This is a genomic window from Streptomyces sp. NPDC002698 (assembly GCF_042888945.1).
Taxonomy (GTDB): domain Bacteria; phylum Actinomycetota; class Actinomycetes; order Streptomycetales; family Streptomycetaceae; genus Streptomyces.
Window position 1 is genome coordinate 229389 of record NZ_JBIAQM010000004.1, and the last position, 18948, is coordinate 248336.

Genomic DNA, 18948 nt, shown 5'->3' on the forward strand with positions numbered 1-18948 from the left:
CGGACCCGCTCTCCGGCGGGTCCGGCCCGCACGCCTCGGTGTCCGATCCTCGTACGGAGATTCCCGGAATCATGCGATCCAGGGCATGAGTCCGTATCAACTTCCGCACAGGGGTCGCGCGATGACCGGATTCGAGACGACTCTTGGCGGTATGGCCATACCGCCCGAACCGCCTCAGTCTCCACGGTCGCAGCGAGACACGGACCCTTTTGGGAGTGATGTCCAAGGCCCGCGTTCAGGGAGCTACGGGCCTCCGTCATCAGGGGGTTACGGTCCTCCGGAGTCCGGGGGTTACGGTCCTCCGTCGTCGGGTGGCTATGACCCTCCGTCCTCTGGGGGGTACGGACCTCCACCGAGTGGCTTCGGCCCTCCTCCGGGAGGTTACGGTCCTCCGTCCGGGGACCACGGTTCGCCGGATCAAGGCGGCGGCCTGCCTCCCGGGCGGAGCGGCGGCGGATGGCCGCCACCTCCGCCGCCCGGACCGCCGCCCGGGCCGGGTGGTCACCGCGGAGGGCGGCGGCGCAACAGCCTGCTCCTCGTCATCGCGGTGATCGTCGGCGTCGGCGTCATCGTGGCCGTGGCCGTTGCGGCCACGGGTGGCGGCGGCAAAGGCAAGAAGTCCCCCACCGAGAGCACCGAGCGGTCTCCCAGCCCCTCGCTGAGTCTCCCGTCCGGATTTCCGTCGCTTCCCTCGAGCCTGCCCAGTGTCGTGCCGTCGCTTCCCTCGGACCTGCCGACCGGGCTGGTGCCCAGCGACCTGAGGTCCCTCTTCCCGTCCCTCGCGGACGACGAGGTGCCCTATTACCTGCTCCGGAAAGGCGATTGTTTCGACACGGACGACGCCCTGCCCGGACAGGCCGCCAGACGCGAGTGCACCCGGCCGCACGACGCCGAGGTCGTGAAGGTCTCCGAGCTCAACGGCACCTACACGACGGAGGCGGCCCTCAAGAAGGCGGCGTCCGCCCTGTGCAAGGCCCCCTTGGAGCAAAAGGCGTCGTATCAAGCGGCCGGTACGGTGCGCGAGACACTCGTGCAGTACCCGGACACCGGGAGCTACGAGACCGGCATCGACAAAGTCGCGTGCAGCCTGGCCGCGGGCGTCGGCAAGGGCACCCACAAGCTCACCGGACCGCTGAAGTGAGCGGCACGCGCGTGTGCCCGTCCATCGTCCACACACGCGTGCCGCCCCGAAGGGTTTCGGGATCAGATCCCGCGCGGCAGCCGCACGTAGGTGACGGTCGTCTCGATACCACTGTCCACGAGCCGCCCCTGTGCGTCGAAGGCGCCCGTCCCGTCGGTCATCCCGAAGTCGTTGTCGTTGATGAGGGCGAGGGTGTCGTGGTCCACGCGCGCGACGCCCTCGATCTTGCCGGGCACCCCGGCGACGGTCCCCAGGTCGACGACCAGACGCTTCGCCGGCACCGGAACGCCGGCCGACGCCGGGTCGTCCAGCTGCTCCAGCGACGGCGACGTGGTGTCGCTGTCGTACGGGCCGCCGAGGATGTTCGCGTCCCGGGTGAGCCGCACCGACTGCAGACGGGCCGCCTTGTCGGTGCGCTCCTCCACGAGCAGTCGGTCGCCGCCGATGGCCACCACGGAGGAGATCTTCAGCTCGGACGTGTCGTCCTCGCTCGGGTCGACCACGTTCACCGGGTCGAAGCGGTACGCGTACTCGGCGGTCACGGCGCGCTTCCTGGGGGAGAAGCGCAGCAGCCTCGTCGTGCGCGACGCCTCGCCCGCCGCCGCGTCGGGCAGCGAGAGCGGGCTCTGCAGTGCCATCACGAGATCACCGTCGGGGAGCTGGGCGAGCCCTTCGAGACCGCGGTTGGTCTTGCGGTGGAGCAGCACGGCCGGCAGCGCCTCCACGACCGGATAGTCCGTGCCGGTCAGCTTGAGACCCTTGGGCACATAGCGCGTGAGGACCTTCCCGCGCGCGGAGACATGCACCAGCGACGGGCTGTATTCGTCGATCAGCCAGAACGAGCCGTCCTTCGCCCGCACGATGCCCTCGGTGTCCAGACCGTTCGGGTTGTACGCGAGGGAGGTCTGGGCGTCGTAGGAGTACGGCGCCTCGTCGCGTGCCGCCTGGTTGGACAGCCCGGTGACCGGCTTCCCCGACGATGTGGTGATCGGGATTGAGTCGATGACCTTCACGGTGTCACCGCACACCCGGATCTTCACGATCGCCGGGTCGAAGCCCGGAACCGGGAACGTCCGCCGCTTCGTGCCGGCCACCTTGATCTGGCCGTTGGGCCCCCGGTCGGTGACCGTCCAGAACTCGCCCCTGCGTCCGGCCGGGTAGATGTCGCTGCCGATGCCGCCGAGGTCGACACCACGGTCGTCGCCCACGGTACCGGGCAGCAGCGCGTTGCTGAACGTGCCGAGCGGGATGTTCCCGAGCGTCGCGGTGTGTATCACGCGCGGCTGCGCCGGTCCGGACGTGGCGTCCGCGGTGCCGGCCATCACGAAGGCGGCCAGCACGGCGAGCGGCACGCCCAGGGTGACGGATCGGTGGATGCGGTGCTTGCCGGCGACATGCGGGGACATCAGGCCTCCTGAGCCACAACTTCGTTGACAGCGGACAGAGTTGGCCTCGATGCCGAACGGATTGCGACGTGAGGGTGAACGCCGCGCGTCAACCAATGATCGGGTCTCCCTCGAACGCCGTGCGTCCAGTCGTGATCCTGCGCACCGGGCCCGATGCCCCGGTGCGCGGGGGCCACGCGGGGTCCTCTCAGGGTTGAGTAGGGGGCACGCGTCAGGGACGTATCAGGGTCGCGGTCCGGAACCGTGGGACGCGGGGACCCGTTCTCAGGACAGAGAGCGGCAGCAGCCGCGGAGGAGGCGACACATGTCGAAGAACGCGAAGATCGCCGCAGGAGGTGTGGCGGTCGGCCTGATTCTGTGGATCTGGCTGCCCTGGTGGGCCGCCTTCCTGATCGTGCTGGGAGTTCCGGCGGCCGCGTATCTGGCGCTGGATCCCTCGCAGCGGCGCAGGCTGCGCCGTGTCACCCGCAAGGAGCTCGGCCGCTGAGGAGTGGCCGCCCGGCGCCAGGTCATCCGCCGGCGGTCCCTCCGCTCACCGTGGCCGGTGAGAGCCGGAGGGGCCGACGCGACTGACGCAGGGGAACGGGTAAGGCCGCGTCACCGGGATTCCGTGTGACGCGGCCATTCAGCTGGGGCGCACCGCCATCTTGTCCAGGGCCTCCAGGAGGCCGGGCAGCTCCGGCCCGCGTCCGACGGGCAGAACCTCGCCGGGTTCCTCGTCGAGCAGGACGAAGGCGATGTCGTCGGTCCTGGCGACCAGTGACCAGCCGGGGCCGTCGGCGCGCAGGGTACGAGCGTCGCCCGTGGCGAAGGACGAGCGGACACGGCCCAGCGGGGGCGGTGTGTCCACGTACGCGCGGGCCTCGGCGAGAACGCGGCGGATCCCGGCACGGTTCACGCCCTTCTTGTCCTCGCCCTCCTTCCCGTCTCCGTCCTGAGAGTCCTGGGCGTCGCCGGAAGCGGTCTCGGCGCCCTCCGAGGGCGCGAACTCGCTGTCGTCGATCTGGTCGCGCCACATGGCCCACTGGAGCGCGATCTCGTCGGCGCCGAGGCGTCGCTGGGCCGGCCCCCAGGAGGTGGTGTCCGGCGGGCTGAGCGGAGGCCGCTCCGCGAGCTCGGCCGAGGGGTCGTGCGGAGCCGGCACCCCGGGGGCCGAGACGGCGACATCGAGGGGCCAGCCGGGCAGCGCGGCCACGACCGTCCGCTCGTCCGGCGACAGCTCGTGCTCCATCCCGCAGTCCCAGGACGCGATGGCGACGGCGACCAGGGAGACGTCGTCGATGACGACGGTCCAGCGCGCGCCCTCCCCGTCCTGGCCGAGCACCAGCCCGTACCCCTCCGCGAGAGGTGCGAGGTCGAGCGTCGCGCAGGCCTCCGGGTAGTCGTCACCGAGCACGCTGGGGAACTTCGCCGGCGTCAGCAACACCGCGGTCAGCACATACAGCGCGTCGTCGTCCCCGGTGGCGACGGCGTCTTCGTCCGTCCCGGCCATTCCAGCCTCCCGATCGCTCCATCTGTCGGCGCACCCTAAGCGACGGGGAGGCGCTTGTCACGGGCCCGAAACCCGTGCGGAGCTGCAGCTATCCGGCTGGACGGGGGCGAAACGCCCTCGCGGAACCGCCCGGTCAGGCCGCGGGCAGTCCCAGCAGGGTACGGGCGACCGCTTGCGGCGACTCGTCGCGTTCGCGGGCGAGGGCGACAACGGCCCGGCAGGCCAGCTCGTTGACCCCGAAGGACAGAGCCTCCGGCGACACCCAGGCGGCTGCCTCGTCGATCTGCTCCTGGTCGTCCTCCGCGCACGCGGCCACATACACCGCGGCCGCCTCGAACAGGTTGTATGTGCGCTTTCTCTCTTTCCGGGCCGACTCCCGCGCGGACCCCTCGGGCCGCTCGGCCGCCGTCCTGCGCCCGATGGAGCGGAGCCTGCCGAATATGCCGGACATCCGGTCACCGTCCCCTGCGTGATCGCCGATCGTGCGGTTGCTGCTACTCAACGTAGAGATGGAGCTGCGGCGGCAGAAGAGGGGCGGCCCGGTGAACCGGGATCCGGTGTCAGTGGCCGGCCGCGTCGAGGGAGTCGAGGGTGGTCCGCAGCCAGGCCAGTTCGGCCTGGCTGGTGGCCCGCGCGATGGTGAGGATGCCGCGCCGGAAGGGGTCGTCCAGCTCCTCGGCCCGCAATGGTCGGTCGTCGTCGTAGAAGAAGCTCGCGGGCTCCTCCAGGAAGGCCAGTCTGCGGCGCAGCACGGCGGCCTGTGCCTCGGGGTCCTGCAGATGTCGGAGGAAGGCGAGCACCGCGAACCAGCGGTTCTCGTCCGTGATGTCCCGCCGCGACGGTTCCGCGAGCCTGCGGCGCAGCTCGCGCCGGCCCTCCTCGGTGAGCGTCAGGACGTGACGGGGGGCGGCGACGGAACCGGGCTGTGTGGCGCGTTCCAGCAGCCGCGCGTTCTCCAGCCGCTTGATCGCGGGATACAGCGTGCTCTCCGCCACCGGCTTCACGTGCCCCGTCAGCGCGGTGATGCGCTTTCGCAGCTCATAGCCGTGCAGCGGGGCGTCGTACAGGAATCCGAGGATGGCCAGCTCCAGCATGACCACATTCTGCAGCACCAACGCTGTACATCGCTCCAGTAATACATCGGAACCGATGTATGCTCTTCGGGCTGTGGAAAACGAAGGAACTGCGACAGGGGAGAGCGCTATGCGGCAGGCGGAGTTCGACGGCAGGGGCGGCATGATCCGCTGGACGGAGGTGGCGGGCGGTGGACCCGCGCGCGTGTACGTGCACGGCCTGGGGTCGGCCTCGACGGTCTACAACGCCCACATCGCGGCCCGGCCCGAACTGGCGGGGCGGCGCACCTTGTTCGTCGACCTGCCCGGCCACGGCATCAGCGACCGGCCCGCCGACTTCGGCTACACCCTGGAGGACCATGCCACGGCTCTGGCGGCAGTCCTGGACGCGGCCCATGTCGCCGGGGCCGAACTCGTCGCGCACAGCATGGGCGGCTCCGTCGCGGTCGTGCTCGCCCATCGCCGCCCCGAGCTCGTCTCACGTCTCGTCCTGGTGGAGGCCAACCTCGATCCGCGTCCCCCGGTCACCGCGGGGAGCAGCGGCATCGCCTCCTACGAGGAGGACGACTACGTCGACAACGGCGGTCACGCGCGCGTGCTCGAAAAGGTCGGCCCCCTCTGGGCCGCGACCATGCGACTCGCCGATCCACGCGCCCTGCACCGCTCGGCGACAGGACTCGCCCAGGGCAGCACCCCGACGATGCGTCGGATGCTCGTGGGGCTGACGGCCGAGCGCGTCTTCCTCCAGGGTGAGCTCAGCGGCGAACTGCCGGGGGCCGATGGTCTGGAAGCGGCGGGGGTGCGTGTCGTGACCGTGCCGGGTGCCGGACACAACATCATGTTCGACAACCCCGACGCGTTCGCGGCGGTCGTCGCCGGCACGGCCTGACGGCTGATCACCGGATTCGGCAGGCGGTCGTCCCCGGTGGAGGGCCCGCGGCCTCCGGCGAAGGGCCGGCGGTCATCCCCGGCGTGCGGCCAGCGCGAGGAAGCGGGTGTCCTCATCCACGTACGAGGTCATGTCCCAGCCCGAAGCGGCCAGCAAGGGGCCCAGGTTGTGTTCGGCGCGCAGGTCGTCCGGAGTGATCTGCCGACCCTGGCGGGCCGCGAGCGCAGCCCGGCCGATGGGGTGGAAGAGGGCCAGTGTGCCGCCGGGCCGCACCACCCGGGCCAACTCCACCAGATTCTCGGCGGGGTTCGGCAGGTGCGCGACGAGCCCGGCCGCGAACACCGCGTCCAGCGACTCGTCGCGCAGCGGCAGTGCGGTGACATCGGCCTGCAGCAGCCTCCCGTCGCGGTTCCGTCCGGCCCTGACCGCGGCTTCCAGCATGGCCGGGGTCAGATCGGCTCCCACGACCACTCCGGTGCCGCCGACGGCCGCTCGCAGCGGGGGCAGGGCGCGCCCGGTGCCGCAGCCCGCGTCGAGCACGCGGTCACCTGCGCGCAACCGCATACGGGCCACCGCTGCCGCGTAGGCGGGCCCGTCGTCGGGGAAACGGCTGTCCCAGCCGGCGGCGCGCGCGCCGAAGAACTCCTGGACGTGGGTGTGGTCGTCGCTCATGTGCCGCATGATCTCTCACCGACACGAAGGATGACGCGGTGCACACGTTCGAGCCTGCCGCGATCGCTCGGGCGCACACCTTCGTCACTTTGCAACAGCTTTCGAAACGCGCCCCAGTTGTGCGCCCCAGCGCGCACTAGCGTCCCGGGGCCATGGGACACCTGGACCACGCCGCCTTCGGCTGGCTGACCCCCGTACTGTCGTACGCGATGGCGTGCACAGGCTCCGCACTGGGCCTGCGCTGCACGGTCCGTGGACTCGACGCCACCGGAAGATCGCGCCGCAACTGGCTGCTCGCGGCCGCTTCCGCGATCGGCACCGGCATCTGGACGATGCACTTCGTGGCGATGCTGGGCTTCGGCGTCACGGGCACGCGGATCCGCTACAACGTGCCACTGACGATCCTCAGTCTGCTGGTCGCCATGGCCGTCGTCGGCGCGGGCCTCTTCGCCGTCGGCTACGGTCGCGACCGGCACCGCGCACTCGCTTTCGGCGGGCTCACCACCGGGGTCGGCGTGGCGAGCATGCACTACCTGGGAATGGCGGCGCTGCGGCTGCACGGCCAGGTGCGCTACGACCCCGCACTCGTCGTCCTCTCCGTCGTGATCGCCGTGGTGGCGGCGACCGCCGCACTGTGGGCCGCGCTCTCCATCAGGTCCCCCGCGGCGGTCGCCGCCGCCTCCCTCGTCATGGGCGGCGCGGTGAGCAGCATGCACTACACCGGAATGACGGCCGTGAGCGTACGGGTCACCCCTTCCGGCGTACCGCTGTCCGGTGCAACGGCGATGCAGTTCATCTTTCCCCTCGCCGTCGGCCTCGGCTCCTACCTCTTCCTGACAGCGGCCTTCGTCGCACTGTCCCCGATGTCCGGCCGAACCGAAGCGTCCCCGCCGCCCCGGCGTCCGGTCGAGGGCGCCGCCCGCTGACGCCGGTACCGGAGCCGCGCGGCCCGGACGGCACGCCCCGAACCTCTCCGATCGAGGAGGCCATGCGTACACCCCGCAGGACCATCACAGCAGGCGCCCAGCCGCCCCCGCGGCGCGGCCGGCGCGCGCACGCCGGTCCGCCGGCGGACGAGGGGGACCTCGGCGACCTCCTCGCCGGACCCTCGCCCGAAGCACTCACGCGCGCGGGACGGTGGCATGTCAGGCCCCGCACCGTCCGGGCCAAGATCGTCAGCCTGCTGATGGTGCCCATCGTCTCCTTGCTCGCCCTGTGGGCCTACGCCACCGTGAGCACGGCGCAGGACGTCGCGCGGCTGCGGCAGTCGCAGCGCGTGGACTCGACGGTCCGCGCCCCCGTGGACGCCGCGGTCGCCGCGCTTCAGGCCGAACGGGCGGAAGCCGTCCGCTACGCGACCGACCCCGCCGCGCTGTCGCCGAGCGACTTCAAGGACCTCTCACGACTCACCGACCGCGCCGTGGCGAGGCTCCGCCTGGGAGACCACAACACCGTCGCCGACGGCGCGGACCTGCCGGCCGGAGTCACCGGGCGCCTCGCCGCCTTCGTCGCCGACACGGAGCGACTGCGGTCGCTGCGCACCGGTGTGCTGGAGCGCCGTACCGGATGGGAAGAGGCGTACGGCGAGTACACCAGGGCCATTTCGACGGCATTCGGAGTCGACGGAGCGCTCACCGGCATCTCCGGAACGGGCCTGCGCACGGACGCACGTGTCCTCCTCGAATTCTCCCGGGCGCGAGAGGCGCTCGCCCAGGAGGACGCCGTGCTCGGCGGGGCCCGGCTCGCAGGGACCCTCGACGGTGAACGGCTGCGGCTGTTCACGGGGGCCGTGGACACGCGCCGCACCCTGACGGACGCCGCGACGCCGGACCTCGGCGGGCCCGAACGAACCGCCTGGAACGACCTCGTGCAGGGGAGCGCCTACGACGACGTGCGCGCCGTCGAGGACAGGGTGCTTCTCTCGCGCCCCGGCCCCAAGGCCCTCGACGCCGCGCCGGAGGCCGCCTGGAGCATCGCTCACGAGCGGGTGAGCGACGGAATGCGTACGGTCGAGGCCGACGCGGGCCGTCGTGCCGCGGACGCGACCGACCCGCTCGGGCACGCCCTGCTCACCCCGGCCGGCGCCGCGGTCCTCTTCGGTCTCGCCGCCGTCGTCGCCTCGCTGATCATCTCCGTACGCATCGGACGCGACCTCGTCGTCGAACTCGTGGGACTGCGCGACGGCGCCCTCGACATCGCCCGCCGGAAACTCCCCGAAGCCATGCGCAGGCTGCGCGCGGGAGAGCCGGTGGACGTCGACGACGAGGCCCCGCCGGGACGGCCCTCGGAGGACGAGACCGGACAGGTCGCCCAGGCGCTGAACACCGTGCACCGGGCCGCCCTGCGCGCCGCGGTCGAGCGCGCGGAGCTGGCCGGCGGCATCTCCGGAGTCTTCGTCAACCTGGCCCGGCGCAGCCAGGTACTCGTGCACCGCCAGCTGAATCTCCTGGACGCCATGGAGCGCAGGTCCGACGACCCGGACGAGCTGAGCGACCTGTTCCGCCTCGACCACCTCACCACGCGGATGCGCCGTCATGCGGAGAGCCTCATCATCCTTTCCGGAGCCGCGCCCGGACGGGCATGGCGAAGGCCCGTCTCGCTCACGAACGTGGTCCGGGCGGCGGTCTCCGAAGTCGAGGACTACGCGCGCGTGGAGGTACGGCAACTCCCCGAGGCGGCCGTGGCCGGCGGAGCGGTCGCCGACCTCACCCATCTCCTGGCGGAACTCGTCGAGAACGCCGCCCAGTTCTCGCCTCCGCACACGCGGGTGCGGATCACCGGCGAACCGGTCGCGAACGGCTACGCGATCGAGGTCGAGGACCGGGGACTGGGCATGGGCAAGGAGAGGATCGCCGAGGCCAATCTGCGTATCGAGCGGTCCGAGTCCCTCGACCTGTACGACAGCGACCGGCTGGGCCTCTTCGTGGTCAGCCGGCTCTCGGCCCGGCACGGCATCAAGGTGCACCTGCAGACCTCGCCCTACGGGGGTACGACCGCGGTCGTGCTGCTGCCCACCGCGCTGCTGCAGGACGGTCCGATGGAACGTTCCCTCCAGGAGCACGACACGGACGGGCCGCCGAAGAGGGAGTACGCGCGCGTGCCGGTCGCCCCGGTGCGCGACGCCGTCCAGGCCGTCACCGATCGCCCCGCGCTGGTCCCACCGCGACCGAGGGCTTCCGAGGAGCCGGCGAACGGATCACGGGGAGCTCCGCCCCAGGCGAACGGTACGAAGGAGACCGCGCTTTCGGGAGTGGCGCCGCTGCGCCTGCACCGCCCCGAGGCGGACTCCGCGGACTCCGGCGCACTTCCACGCCGGGTGCGCCAGGAGAACCTCGCCCCCCAACTGCGCGGACAGCGTTCCGACGAGCCGGCGGAACCCCCGGTGTCCCCGGAGGACGACGAGCGCACACCCGAACTCGTACGGGCCCGCATGGCCGCGTACCGGGCCGGATGGGCACGCGGCGGCGGCCGGTCCCCCGGCGTCGGAGCAACCGCCGGCCCCGAAGCGGGCGGCGACAGCAGCGAAGGAGACCCCTCATGATCCAGAACCCGAGCACGGGCGGCGCCCAGCGGTCCGGCGAACTCGACTGGCTGCTGGACGACATGGCGCTGCGTGTGACCGAAGTACGGCACGCCGTCGTGCTGTCGAACGACGGACTGGCGGTGGGCGCGTCCACCGCCCTGCGGCGCGAGGACGCCGAACACCTCGCGGCCGTCGCCTCCGGATTCCACAGCCTGGCCAAGGGAGCCGGCCGCCACTTCGGCGCGGGCGGGGTGCGCCAGACGATGGTGGAGATGGACGAGGGCTTCCTGTTCGTGGCCGCGGCCGGGGACGGTTCGTGTCTCGCCGTCCTGACCACCGCCACCGCCGACATCGGACTCGTGGCGTACGAGATGGCGCTTCTGGTCAAGCGTGTCGGCGAGCATCTCCACGCCCCGCCCCGGGTCGGCGCACAGCCGCCCGCGGCAGGATGACCGAGGACGGCCTGTACAGATGACCGAGGACGCACCGGGCACCCCGCCGTTGCCGGGCAGCCAGTGGTACGACCAGGAGGCGGGCCCACTCGTCCGCCCCTACGCCGTGACGGGCGGGCGCACCAAAGCCGGTCCCGCCGGGACGCATTTCGATCTGATCGCCCTGGTCACGCTCGACAGGGAAGCGCCGGGAGCCGATGGGGACGGCTCTCTCGGCCCGGAACACCGGACCCTGGTCGAACTGTGCCGTACGGAGACCCTGTCGGTCGCCGAACTGGCCGCGGGCACCGGTCTTCCCGTGGGCGTCGTCAGGGTACTTCTGGGCGACCTCCTGGAACGCGGCTGCGTCATCGTCAGTCGGCCGGTGCCGCCCGCGCACCTGCCCGACGAACGAATCCTCCGCGAGGTGATCGAGGGGCTGAGAGCGCTTTAGACGATGAACATCGGTCGGTACAACGGCCCTTCGCGCTCACTCCTGGGCACGGAACGGACGTGTTCCGGTCGCAAGGGGCAATGTGCGGTCCAAGCCTGCCCGATGGAGTCGTAGTTGTCATGATGCTGGCTTCGTCCACCCATACCACACGCACCGATGCCGGCGGTCGCCGGCACTCCCGAGAGAAGTGATCCATGGTCTCCGAGCACTCCGACGCCACGGGTGGCGACCCGACCGCCATGGCGCTGAAGATACTGGTCGCCGGCGGGTTCGGCGTCGGGAAGACCACCCTGGTGGGCGCGGTCAGTGAGATCCGGCCGCTGCGTACCGAGGAACTGCTGAGCGAGGCCGGCCGGTCCGTCGACGACACCGGCGGCGTGGGCCAGAAGATCACCACGACCGTGGCCATGGACTTCGGACGCATCACCATCCGGTCCGGTCTCTCGCTCTATCTCTTCGGAACACCCGGCCAGGACCGCTTCTGGTTCCTGTGGGACGAACTGTCGACGGGCGCTCTGGGTGCTGTCGTCCTCGCCGACACCCGACGGCTCGAGGACTGTTTCCCGGCGGTGGACTACTTCGAGCACCGCCGGATTCCCTTCGTGGTGGCGGTCAACTGCTTCCCGGAGGCCCGCACGTACGGCACCGAGGACGTCTCCCGTGCCCTCGACCTCGACCGAGGTACGCCGGTCGTCCTCTGCGACGCCCGCGACCGGGAATCCGGGAAGGAGGTGCTGATCCGGCTCGTCGAATACGCGGGGAGAGTGCACACCGCCCGCCTGCTCGAGTCCGTCAGCTGAGGCTGCCCGCCGGCCGGGTCGGCCCCGCCCGGCGCCACGACACCACCGCGCGGCTGCCCGCTGAACCATCGCGCGGCCGCCGTGCGGCGCCACCGCTCACGTCCGCTCGTCGGCCATCTTCTCTGCCATGCCACCCATCCGCCTTGCCCGGACGGCGGCAGTGGGGAAGGCTTGCTGGTCGAATCCTCCGGCCAGGGGGGAACACCACACGGGGAGACCGGACCATGGAACAGAACACGGGACTCGGCTGGTTGCTGGACGACCTCACCGAGCGCGTCGAGCACGTTCGGCATGCGCTGGTGCTGTCCAACGACGGGCTGGTGACGGGCGCGAGCACAGGACTCCGACGCGAGGACGCCGAACACCTCGCCGCGGTCTCGTCGGGACTGCACAGCCTGGCCAAGGGCTCCGGCCGCCATTTCGGCGCCGGGCGGGTACGGCAGACGATGGTCGAGTTCGACGACGCGGTGCTCTTCGTCACCGCGGCCGGCACGGGGAGCTGTCTGTCCGTCCTCAGCGGGGCGGAGGCGGACATCGGCCAGGTCGCCTACGAGATGACGTTGCTGGTGAACCGCGTCGGCGAACACCTTCGCGTGGACGCTCGACAGCCGGAAGACAAGCCCGTTTCGGACCTCTGACCTGCGGATACCGCGCCGTGGCTGAGGTTTTCCACAGGCTCGCCACGATGTCCGACAAGCCGGATACGGTTTTTCCCGAGGCGAGCGCACACCGGCGCGAGCCTCCCACACCTCAGGGGAGACCGTCATGTCCGGGACCACCGTCACACAGTCCGCCACCCTCTCGCTCAGCCGGGCCGCACGGGAACTGGAGCTCAGGCGAGGCGAGTTCGACCTGGCCCTGAACCTCGGCTGTGTGCGCTCGGTTCCCGACGAGGGAGGCGGGGGACGCCGGATCACACGCGCGGAGATCGACCGAGTGCGAGCCGAATCCGGGTTCCCGGAGGCGCTGCGCGAGCGGGTCAAGGCCGTCGGCACCACGGAGGGCGCCGCCCTCGTGGGCGTGACGAACGCCCGCTTCACCCGCCTCGCACGCCTGGGACTGGTGGTGCCGGTCAAGTTCTACCTCAACCGCTACAGGGTGGTCGTCTGGCTCTACCTCGCCGAGGAACTGGGGCGGTTCGCGACCGACGAGCACAACGCGCCGCTCCTGAGCGGCCGGACACCGGAAGCCCTTCGGGACCAGCTGAGCGAAGGGCTGGACCTTCGTCCCCGCAACTGGCGTGGCCGCCACCTGGGGTTCCTGCTGAGGCAGACACAGAACCCCTGGGCCCGTGCCGCGGTGGTGGCGTCCCTGCTCGACCCCGTCCACGTGGCCGAGGTCGTCAAGGATCCCTACGAGCGCGCCCATCTCAACCGCCTTCGGCCCGCGCCTGTTTCACAGGCCGCACCGGACTCGCCCGGAGCGCTGATCACCGAACGCATCACGACGGCGGACGACCCGGACGAGATCGGCTGGCTGAGGGCCGACCTGGGGCAGAGCGTTCTGGAGGCCAGGGAAGACCGCCTCGTTCCCCGCCCGACACCGGGCCCCTCGACCGTCCCGGCGCCGGCTCCGGCGCGCGCGTCGTCGCCAAGCCGGCCAGCCGGAGTTCCACCGATCGCCGCCCGGCCCTCACCGACCGCGACCGGTGCTCCGCGCGCCGTGCGAGAGCGTCTCAGGGCAACGGACGCCTCACTGACGCCGCCGGAGTCCGCGCGGTCGCGGAGGCTGCTCGCCTGGCTGCGCCGAAGGAGCCCGGACGAGTCCGCCTACAGCGCCCTGAACAGTCCCTCCTGCACGACCGAGACGAGCAGGCGTCCTTCGAGGTCGTAGATGCGCCCGCGGGCCAGACCACGGCCGCCCGTCGCGATCGGTGACTCCTGGTCGTACAGGAACCACTCGTCCGCGCGGAACGGCCGGTGGAACCACATGGCGTGGTCCAGCGACGCCATGTCGAAACCGCGCGGTCCCCACAGCGGCTCCACCGGGATGCGGACGGCGTCCAGCAGAGTCATGTCGCTCGCGTAGGTGAGAGCACAGGTGTGCACGAGCGGGTCGTCACCCAGTGGCCCGACAGCACGCATCCATACGGCGCTGCGCGGCTCGGCGTCCTTGGTCTCCTCGGGAGTCCAGCGCAGCCGGTCCACATAGCGGATGTCGAACGGCTGGCGCCGCGCCATGCGTTCCAGCGCTTCGGGCAGAGCACCCAGATGCTCCTTGATCTCCTGCGTCACCGTCGGCAGGGACTCGGGATCCGGCACCTCGCGGGCCGGCGGCAGCTGGTGCTCGAAGCTCCCTTCCTCGGGCTTGTGAAAGGAGGCGGTCAGATTGAAGATCGTGCGGCCCTGCTGCACGGCGGTGACGCGCCGTGTGGTGAACGACCGTCCGTCCCGCACCCGTTCGACCTGGTACACGATCGGGACGCCGGGCCGGCCCGGACGCAGGAAGTACGCGTGCAGCGAGTGCACCGGCCGGTCGCCCTCCGTGGTCCGGCCGGCGGCGACCAGCGCCTGGCCCGCGACCTGGCCGCCGAAGACCCGCTGCAGCGACTCCTGCGGGCTGCGGCCGCGGAAGATGTTGACCTCGATCTGCTCCAGGTCGAGCAGGTCGACGAGCCTCTCGGCCGGGTTCGTCATCGGTGGGATTCTCCTGTGCTCACAGCTGTCCGACATCGGTGACCTTGACGATGGCACGGCCCTCGGCGTCCGAGGCCGTGAGGTCGACCTCCGCGCTGATGCCCCAGTCGTGGTCGCCGTTCGGGTCCGCGAAGGTCTGACGGACACGCCACAGACCGTTCTGCGGCTCCTCCACGATCGAGAGCAGCTTGGGGCCACGCGCGTCGGGACCGGTACCGAGGTCCTCGTACTCGTCCCAGTACTTGTCCATGGCCTCGCCCCACGCGTCGGCGTCCCATCCGGAGTCGCCGTCCATCTCGCCGAGTTCGTCGACGTTGTCCAGAGCGGCCAGCTCGACCCTGCGGAACATCGCGTTGCGGACGAGGACACGGAAGGCTCGGGCGTTCGAGGTGACCGGCTTGACCTGGTCGGCCTTCTCCTGAGCCTCCTCGGCCGTCATCACCTCGGGGTTGGCGAGCTGTTCCCACTCGTCGAGCAGGCTGGAGTCGACCTGTCGCACCATCTCGCCCAGCCAGGCGATCAGGTCCTCCAGGTCCTCGGACTTGAGGTCGTCCGGGATGGTGTGCTCGAGGGCCTTGTAGGCGCTGGCCAGGTAGCGCAGGACGATGCCCTCGGTGCGGGCGAGCTCGTAGAAGGAGACGAACTCCGTGAAGGACATGGCCCGTTCGTACATGTCACGGATGACGGACTTCGGCGACAGCGGGTGGTCGCCGACCCACGGATGGCTCTTGCGGTAGGTGTTGTACGCGTGGAAGAGCAGCTCCTCCAGCGGCTTGGGGTACGTCACGTCCTGGAGCCGCTCCATGCGCTCCTCGTACTCCACGCCGTCGGACTTCATCGCGGCCACGGCCTCGCCACGGGCCTTGTTCTGCTGGGCCGCGAGGATCTGCCGCGGTTCGTCCAGCGTGGACTCCACGACGGACACCATGTCGAGGGCGTACGACGGGGAGTCGGGGTCCAGCAGGTCGAAGGCCGCGAGCGCGAACGTCGACAGGGGCTGGTTCAGCGCGAAGTCCTGCTGGAGATCGACGGTGAGCCGCACGACGCGGCCCGTCGGGTCGGGCTCGTCGAGCTTCTCCACGACGCCGCCGTCGAGCAGCGAGCGGTAGATCGCGATGGCCCGGCGGATGTGCCGCAGCTGCTGCTTGCGCGGCTCGTGGTTGTCCTCCAGCAGATGCCGCATCGCCTCGAAGGCGTTGCCGGGCCGTGCGATCACCGAGAGCAGCATCGTGTGCGTCACGCGGAAGCGCGAGGTCAGCGGCTCGGGATCGGAGGCGATCAGCTTCTCGAAGGTGTTGTCCGTCCAGCCCACGAAGCCCTCGGGAGCCTTCTTGCGCACCACCTTGCGGCGCTTCTTCGGGTCGTCGCCCGCCTTGGCGAGCGACTTCTCGTTCTCGATGACGTGCTCCGGCGCCTGAGCGACGACGTAGCCCGCCGTGTCGAAGCCGGCGCGTCCGGCCCGGCCCGCGATCTGGTGGAACTCGCGGGCGCGCAGCGTGCGCACCCGAGTGCCGTCGTACTTCGTGAGCGCGGTGAACAGCACCGTACGGATGGGGACGTTGACGCCGACACCGAGCGTGTCCGTGCCGCAGATGACCTTCAGGAGACCGGCCTGGGCCAGCTTCTCCACCAGCCGCCGGTACTTGGGCAGCATGCCGGCGTGGTGCACACCGATGCCGTGGCGTACGTAGCGGGAGAGGTTCTGGCCGAACTTGGTGGTGAACCGGAAGTTGCCGATGAGCTCGGCGATCCGGTCCTTCTCCTCACGCGTGCACATGTTGATGCTCATCAGCGCCTGCGCCCGTTCCACGGCCTGGGCCTGGGTGAAGTGCACGATGTAGACCGGGGCCTGCTTGGTGGCGAGCAGTTCGGTGAGGGTCTCCGTCAGCGGAGTGAGCACGTACTCGTAGGAGAGCGGGACGGGCCGGGTCGCCGAGCGGACCACGGCCGTGGGCCGGCCGGTGCGGCGCGTGAGGTCCTTCTCGAACATCGAGACGTCGCCGAGGGTCGCCGACATCAGGATGAACTGCGCCTGCGGAAGTTCCAGGATCGGGATCTGCCAGGCCCAGCCCCGGTCGCCCTCGGCGTAGAAGTGGAACTCGTCCATGACGACCTGACCGACATCGGCGTTTTTGCCGTCCCTCAGCGCGATGGACGCGAGGACCTCGGCGGTGCAGCAGATGACCGGAGCGTCGGCGTTCACGGAGGCGTCGCCGGTGAGCATGCCGACGTTCTCGGTGCCGAACATCTTGCAGAGCTCGAAGAACTTCTCCGAGACGAGCGCCTTGATCGGCGCCGTGTAGAAGGTGACCTCGTCCCGGGCGAGCGCGGCGAAGTGCGCGCCCGCGGCGATCATGCTCTTGCCGGAGCCGGTAGGCGTCGAGACGATCACGTTCGCACCCGAGACAACCTCGATCAACGCCTCCTCCTGATGGGGGTAGAGGGTGAGACCGCGTTCCCCGGCCCACGACTCGAAGGCTTCGTAGAGGGCGTCGGGGTCTGCGGTCTGCGGCAGCTGATCGATAAGGGTCACGCCCCCATCTTGCCTGTCGATGCACGTGATGGGGGAATCGGATGTTCGGGCAAAGATCACGACCGCTACGCTGTGGCGCCGGTGACGCGTCAGCGTGCACGGGCAACTGGACAGCGTTGCAAGAGGAATGGGGCGGGGAACGGCCATGATGGGACCAGCACACTCACTGTCGGGGGCAGCGGCCTGGCTCGGCGTCGGAGCGGCGGCAGCCGCGGCCGGCCATGCCATGCCCTGGCCGGTCCTGCTTGTCGGCGCCCTGATCTGCGCGGGCGCCGCTCTCGCCCCGGACCTGGACCACAAGGCCGCCACGATCTCCAATGCCTTCGGACCGGTGTCACGAAGGCTGTGCGAGATCGTCGACAAGCTCTCCTACGCCGCCTACAAGGGGACCCGAAAGCCGGGCGACCCCCGGCGCAGCGGCGGTCACCGCACGCTGACGCACACCTGGGTGTGGGCGGTGGCGATCGGATCGGGCACGGCGGTGCTGGCGATCACCTGCGGTCGCTGGGCTGTCCTCGGCATCCTCTTCGTGCACATGGTGCTCGCCATCGAGGGTCTGCTGTGGCGGGCCGCCCGCGGTTCGAGCAGCAACGTCCTGGTCTGGCTGCTCGCCGCGACGAGCTCGTGGATCCTCGCGCAGACTCTGGACAAGTCGGGCAACGGCTCGGACTGGCTGTTCACGGCGCCGGGCCAGGAGTACCTCTGGCTCGGACTGCCGGTCGTTCTCGGTGCCCTGGTGCACGACATCGGGGACGCGCTGACGGTGTCCGGCTGCCCGGTCCTCTGGCCCATCCCGATCGGCCGCAAGCGCTGGTACCCGATAGGCCCGCCCAAGGCGATGCGCTTCCGCGCGGGCAGCTGGGTCGAGCTCAAGGTGCTGACGCCGGTGTTCATGGTGCTGGGCGCCGTGGGCTGCGCGGCCGCGCTGAACTACATCTGAGTCCGGAGCCTCCCGGATCGCACCACCGTCGCGCGACTCCTTCGTGGCCGTACCGGCGCCCATGGCTCGACGCGGGGCGCCCGTCGCGGTCAGCCGTCGTCCCCTGTGCCGGACCCCTGGTCCCCGCCTCCGAAACGCCGCTCGAACTGGGCGACGCGGCCCTCGGAGTCCACCGTGCGGGCCTTGCCCGTGTAGAAGGGATGACTCTCCGAGGAGATCTCGACGTCCACGACCGGGTAGGTCTCGCCGTCGTCCCAGTCGATGGTCCGGTCGCTCGTGGCGGTGGAGCGCGTGAGGAACGCGTATCCGGCGACGCGGTCACGGAACACCACGGGGCGGTAGTCGGGCTGCTTGTCCTGCTGCATGGCGACTCCTTCTGGGAGAAGCGGGACGCGTGCCGGTCAGCCGGACACGGCGTCCTCGTCGACGATGTGCATCGCGGCTTCCTCCGCCGAGGCCGCGGCGCCGTCGATGCCGATGTCCGTGGCGATGAGCCCGCTCTCCTCGTCCTCGTGCGCGCCTTCGTTCGGGGCCACCAGCCGGCCGGAGCGCAGGGCACCCACCTCGTTGTCGAGGGGCTCTCCGTCGGTGCCCTCGCAGTCGCCGATGCCGTCTCCGTCGGATCCGGCGATGTCGGGCAGCTCGTCGGCGAGGCGCTCGTCCAGGGTCTCGCCCGCCCGGCGTTCCGAGGCGGTCACCCCACGGTGCTCCACGGCCCACGGCCGCTCCGGCGGGGACCAGCCGCGGTCCAGGGGGTCGCTCACGCCGTCCGTCACCAGTGTGTCCTCGGCGTCGAGCAGCCCCGCGTCGTCCTGTACCTCGGATCCGTCGGGCTGGTAGACGTCGTCTCCCCATCCGTCGGCGCTGTCCACGGGTACCTCCAGGGGGTGCGGACGGGACCGGAGCCGCCGTGTTCGACGGCGGGCGCGCGGACCCGAGGACACAGTCGTCGCTCCCC

Annotated in this window: 20 protein-coding genes; 11 read left to right on the plus strand and 9 right to left on the minus strand. The window is 70.8% G+C overall.

The annotated features are described in order from the left end of the window. The first annotated feature begins 547 nt into the window (after positions 1–547). Complete coding sequence (locus ACFYW9_RS08155; RefSeq protein WP_389146304.1) at positions 548–1141, plus strand: hypothetical protein; 594 nt, start codon at positions 548–550, stop codon at positions 1139–1141. A 62-nt stretch (positions 1142–1203) separates the two neighbouring features. On the opposite strand, the gene ACFYW9_RS08160 is transcribed toward ACFYW9_RS08155, so the two are convergent. Continuing rightward, positions 1204–2547: an esterase-like activity of phytase family protein gene (locus ACFYW9_RS08160; RefSeq protein WP_389146307.1), complete on the minus strand. Its 1344-nt coding sequence runs from the start codon at positions 2545–2547 to the stop codon at positions 1204–1206. A gap of 304 nt (positions 2548–2851) precedes the next feature. Here ACFYW9_RS08160 and ACFYW9_RS08165 point away from each other — a divergent pair, with 304 nt between their 5' ends. After that, positions 2852–3034: a hypothetical protein gene (locus ACFYW9_RS08165; protein WP_103553378.1), complete on the plus strand. Its 183-nt coding sequence runs from the start codon at positions 2852–2854 to the stop codon at positions 3032–3034. Between the two features lie 138 nt (positions 3035–3172). Here the strand turns inward: ACFYW9_RS08165 and ACFYW9_RS08170 are convergent, their stop codons facing one another. The 3 genes from ACFYW9_RS08170 to ACFYW9_RS08180 all read right to left on the minus strand — a co-directional run bounded on the left by ACFYW9_RS08170 (position 3173) and on the right by ACFYW9_RS08180 (position 5133). Beyond that, on the minus strand, positions 3173–4039 hold the full coding sequence (locus tag ACFYW9_RS08170) for a hypothetical protein (protein ID WP_389146311.1): 867 nt from the start codon (positions 4037–4039) through the stop codon (positions 3173–3175). A 133-nt stretch (positions 4040–4172) separates the two neighbouring features. Next, positions 4173–4490, minus strand: a complete 318-nt coding sequence (locus ACFYW9_RS08175; protein ID WP_351862650.1) for a hypothetical protein — start codon at positions 4488–4490, stop codon at positions 4173–4175. A gap of 109 nt (positions 4491–4599) precedes the next feature. Beyond that, a complete protein-coding gene (locus ACFYW9_RS08180) occupies positions 4600–5133 on the minus strand; it encodes a PadR family transcriptional regulator (protein ID WP_351862651.1) in 534 nt (177 codons plus the stop codon). 109 nt (positions 5134–5242) lie between these two features. Between ACFYW9_RS08180 and ACFYW9_RS08185 the strand changes: the two genes are divergently transcribed. Beyond that, positions 5243–6001: an alpha/beta hydrolase gene (locus ACFYW9_RS08185; protein ID WP_351862652.1), complete on the plus strand. Its 759-nt coding sequence runs from the start codon at positions 5243–5245 to the stop codon at positions 5999–6001. Between the two features lie 72 nt (positions 6002–6073). On the opposite strand, the gene ACFYW9_RS08190 is transcribed toward ACFYW9_RS08185, so the two are convergent. Then, a complete protein-coding gene (locus tag ACFYW9_RS08190; RefSeq protein ID WP_389146316.1) occupies positions 6074–6682 on the minus strand; it encodes a class I SAM-dependent methyltransferase in 609 nt (202 codons plus the stop codon). Between the two features lie 143 nt (positions 6683–6825). On the opposite strand from ACFYW9_RS08190, the gene ACFYW9_RS08195 reads away from it, so the two are divergent. From ACFYW9_RS08195 to ACFYW9_RS08225, 7 genes are all read left to right on the plus strand, one after another. Next, a complete protein-coding gene (locus ACFYW9_RS08195; RefSeq protein WP_389146319.1) occupies positions 6826–7599 on the plus strand; it encodes an MHYT domain-containing protein in 774 nt (257 codons plus the stop codon). A gap of 62 nt (positions 7600–7661) precedes the next feature. Beyond that, complete coding sequence (locus ACFYW9_RS08200) at positions 7662–10214, plus strand: nitrate- and nitrite sensing domain-containing protein (RefSeq protein ID WP_389146322.1); 2553 nt, start codon at positions 7662–7664, stop codon at positions 10212–10214. Next, positions 10211–10648 (plus strand): roadblock/LC7 domain-containing protein, encoded by a 438-nt coding sequence (locus ACFYW9_RS08205; RefSeq protein WP_351862656.1) that lies wholly within the window; start codon positions 10211–10213, stop codon positions 10646–10648. Before ACFYW9_RS08200 ends, ACFYW9_RS08205 begins: the two co-directional genes overlap by 4 nt. A gap of 19 nt (positions 10649–10667) precedes the next feature. Further along, positions 10668–11081 carry a DUF742 domain-containing protein gene (locus tag ACFYW9_RS08210; RefSeq protein WP_389146325.1) on the plus strand — a complete coding sequence of 138 codons (414 nt, stop codon included), beginning with the start codon at positions 10668–10670 and terminating at the stop codon, positions 11079–11081. A 194-nt stretch (positions 11082–11275) separates the two neighbouring features. Continuing rightward, complete coding sequence (locus tag ACFYW9_RS08215; RefSeq protein ID WP_389146328.1) at positions 11276–11881, plus strand: ATP/GTP-binding protein; 606 nt, start codon at positions 11276–11278, stop codon at positions 11879–11881. 224 nt (positions 11882–12105) lie between these two features. Beyond that, positions 12106–12519, plus strand: a complete 414-nt coding sequence (locus tag ACFYW9_RS08220) for a roadblock/LC7 domain-containing protein (protein ID WP_351862659.1) — start codon at positions 12106–12108, stop codon at positions 12517–12519. A 127-nt stretch (positions 12520–12646) separates the two neighbouring features. Continuing rightward, entirely contained in the window at positions 12647–13714 is a 1068-nt protein-coding gene (locus ACFYW9_RS08225; protein ID WP_389146331.1) for a DUF6397 family protein, read from the plus strand. On the opposite strand, the gene ACFYW9_RS08230 is transcribed toward ACFYW9_RS08225, so the two are convergent. Further along, the gene (locus ACFYW9_RS08230; RefSeq protein ID WP_351862661.1) at positions 13651–14517 is read right to left on the minus strand and encodes an acyl-CoA thioesterase II; all 867 of its coding nucleotides are present in this window, start codon (positions 14515–14517) and stop codon (positions 13651–13653) included. The genes ACFYW9_RS08225 and ACFYW9_RS08230 overlap by 64 nt on opposite strands. Before the next feature lie 19 nt (positions 14518–14536). Then, entirely contained in the window at positions 14537–17050 is a 2514-nt protein-coding gene (locus ACFYW9_RS08235; protein ID WP_351862662.1) for a DUF3516 domain-containing protein, read from the minus strand. A 145-nt stretch (positions 17051–17195) separates the two neighbouring features. Here ACFYW9_RS08235 and ACFYW9_RS08240 point away from each other — a divergent pair, with 145 nt between their 5' ends. Then, positions 17196–17990: a metal-dependent hydrolase gene (locus ACFYW9_RS08240; RefSeq protein WP_351862663.1), complete on the plus strand. Its 795-nt coding sequence runs from the start codon at positions 17196–17198 to the stop codon at positions 17988–17990. Between the two features lie 89 nt (positions 17991–18079). Here ACFYW9_RS08240 and ACFYW9_RS08245 read toward each other — a convergent pair whose 3' ends face one another. Beyond that, a complete protein-coding gene (locus ACFYW9_RS08245) occupies positions 18080–18355 on the minus strand; it encodes a type B 50S ribosomal protein L31 (protein ID WP_351862664.1) in 276 nt (91 codons plus the stop codon). 36 nt (positions 18356–18391) lie between these two features. Next, a complete protein-coding gene (locus ACFYW9_RS08250; protein WP_326789264.1) occupies positions 18392–18862 on the minus strand; it encodes a DUF5709 domain-containing protein in 471 nt (156 codons plus the stop codon). Between the last annotated feature and the right edge of the window lie 86 nt (positions 18863–18948).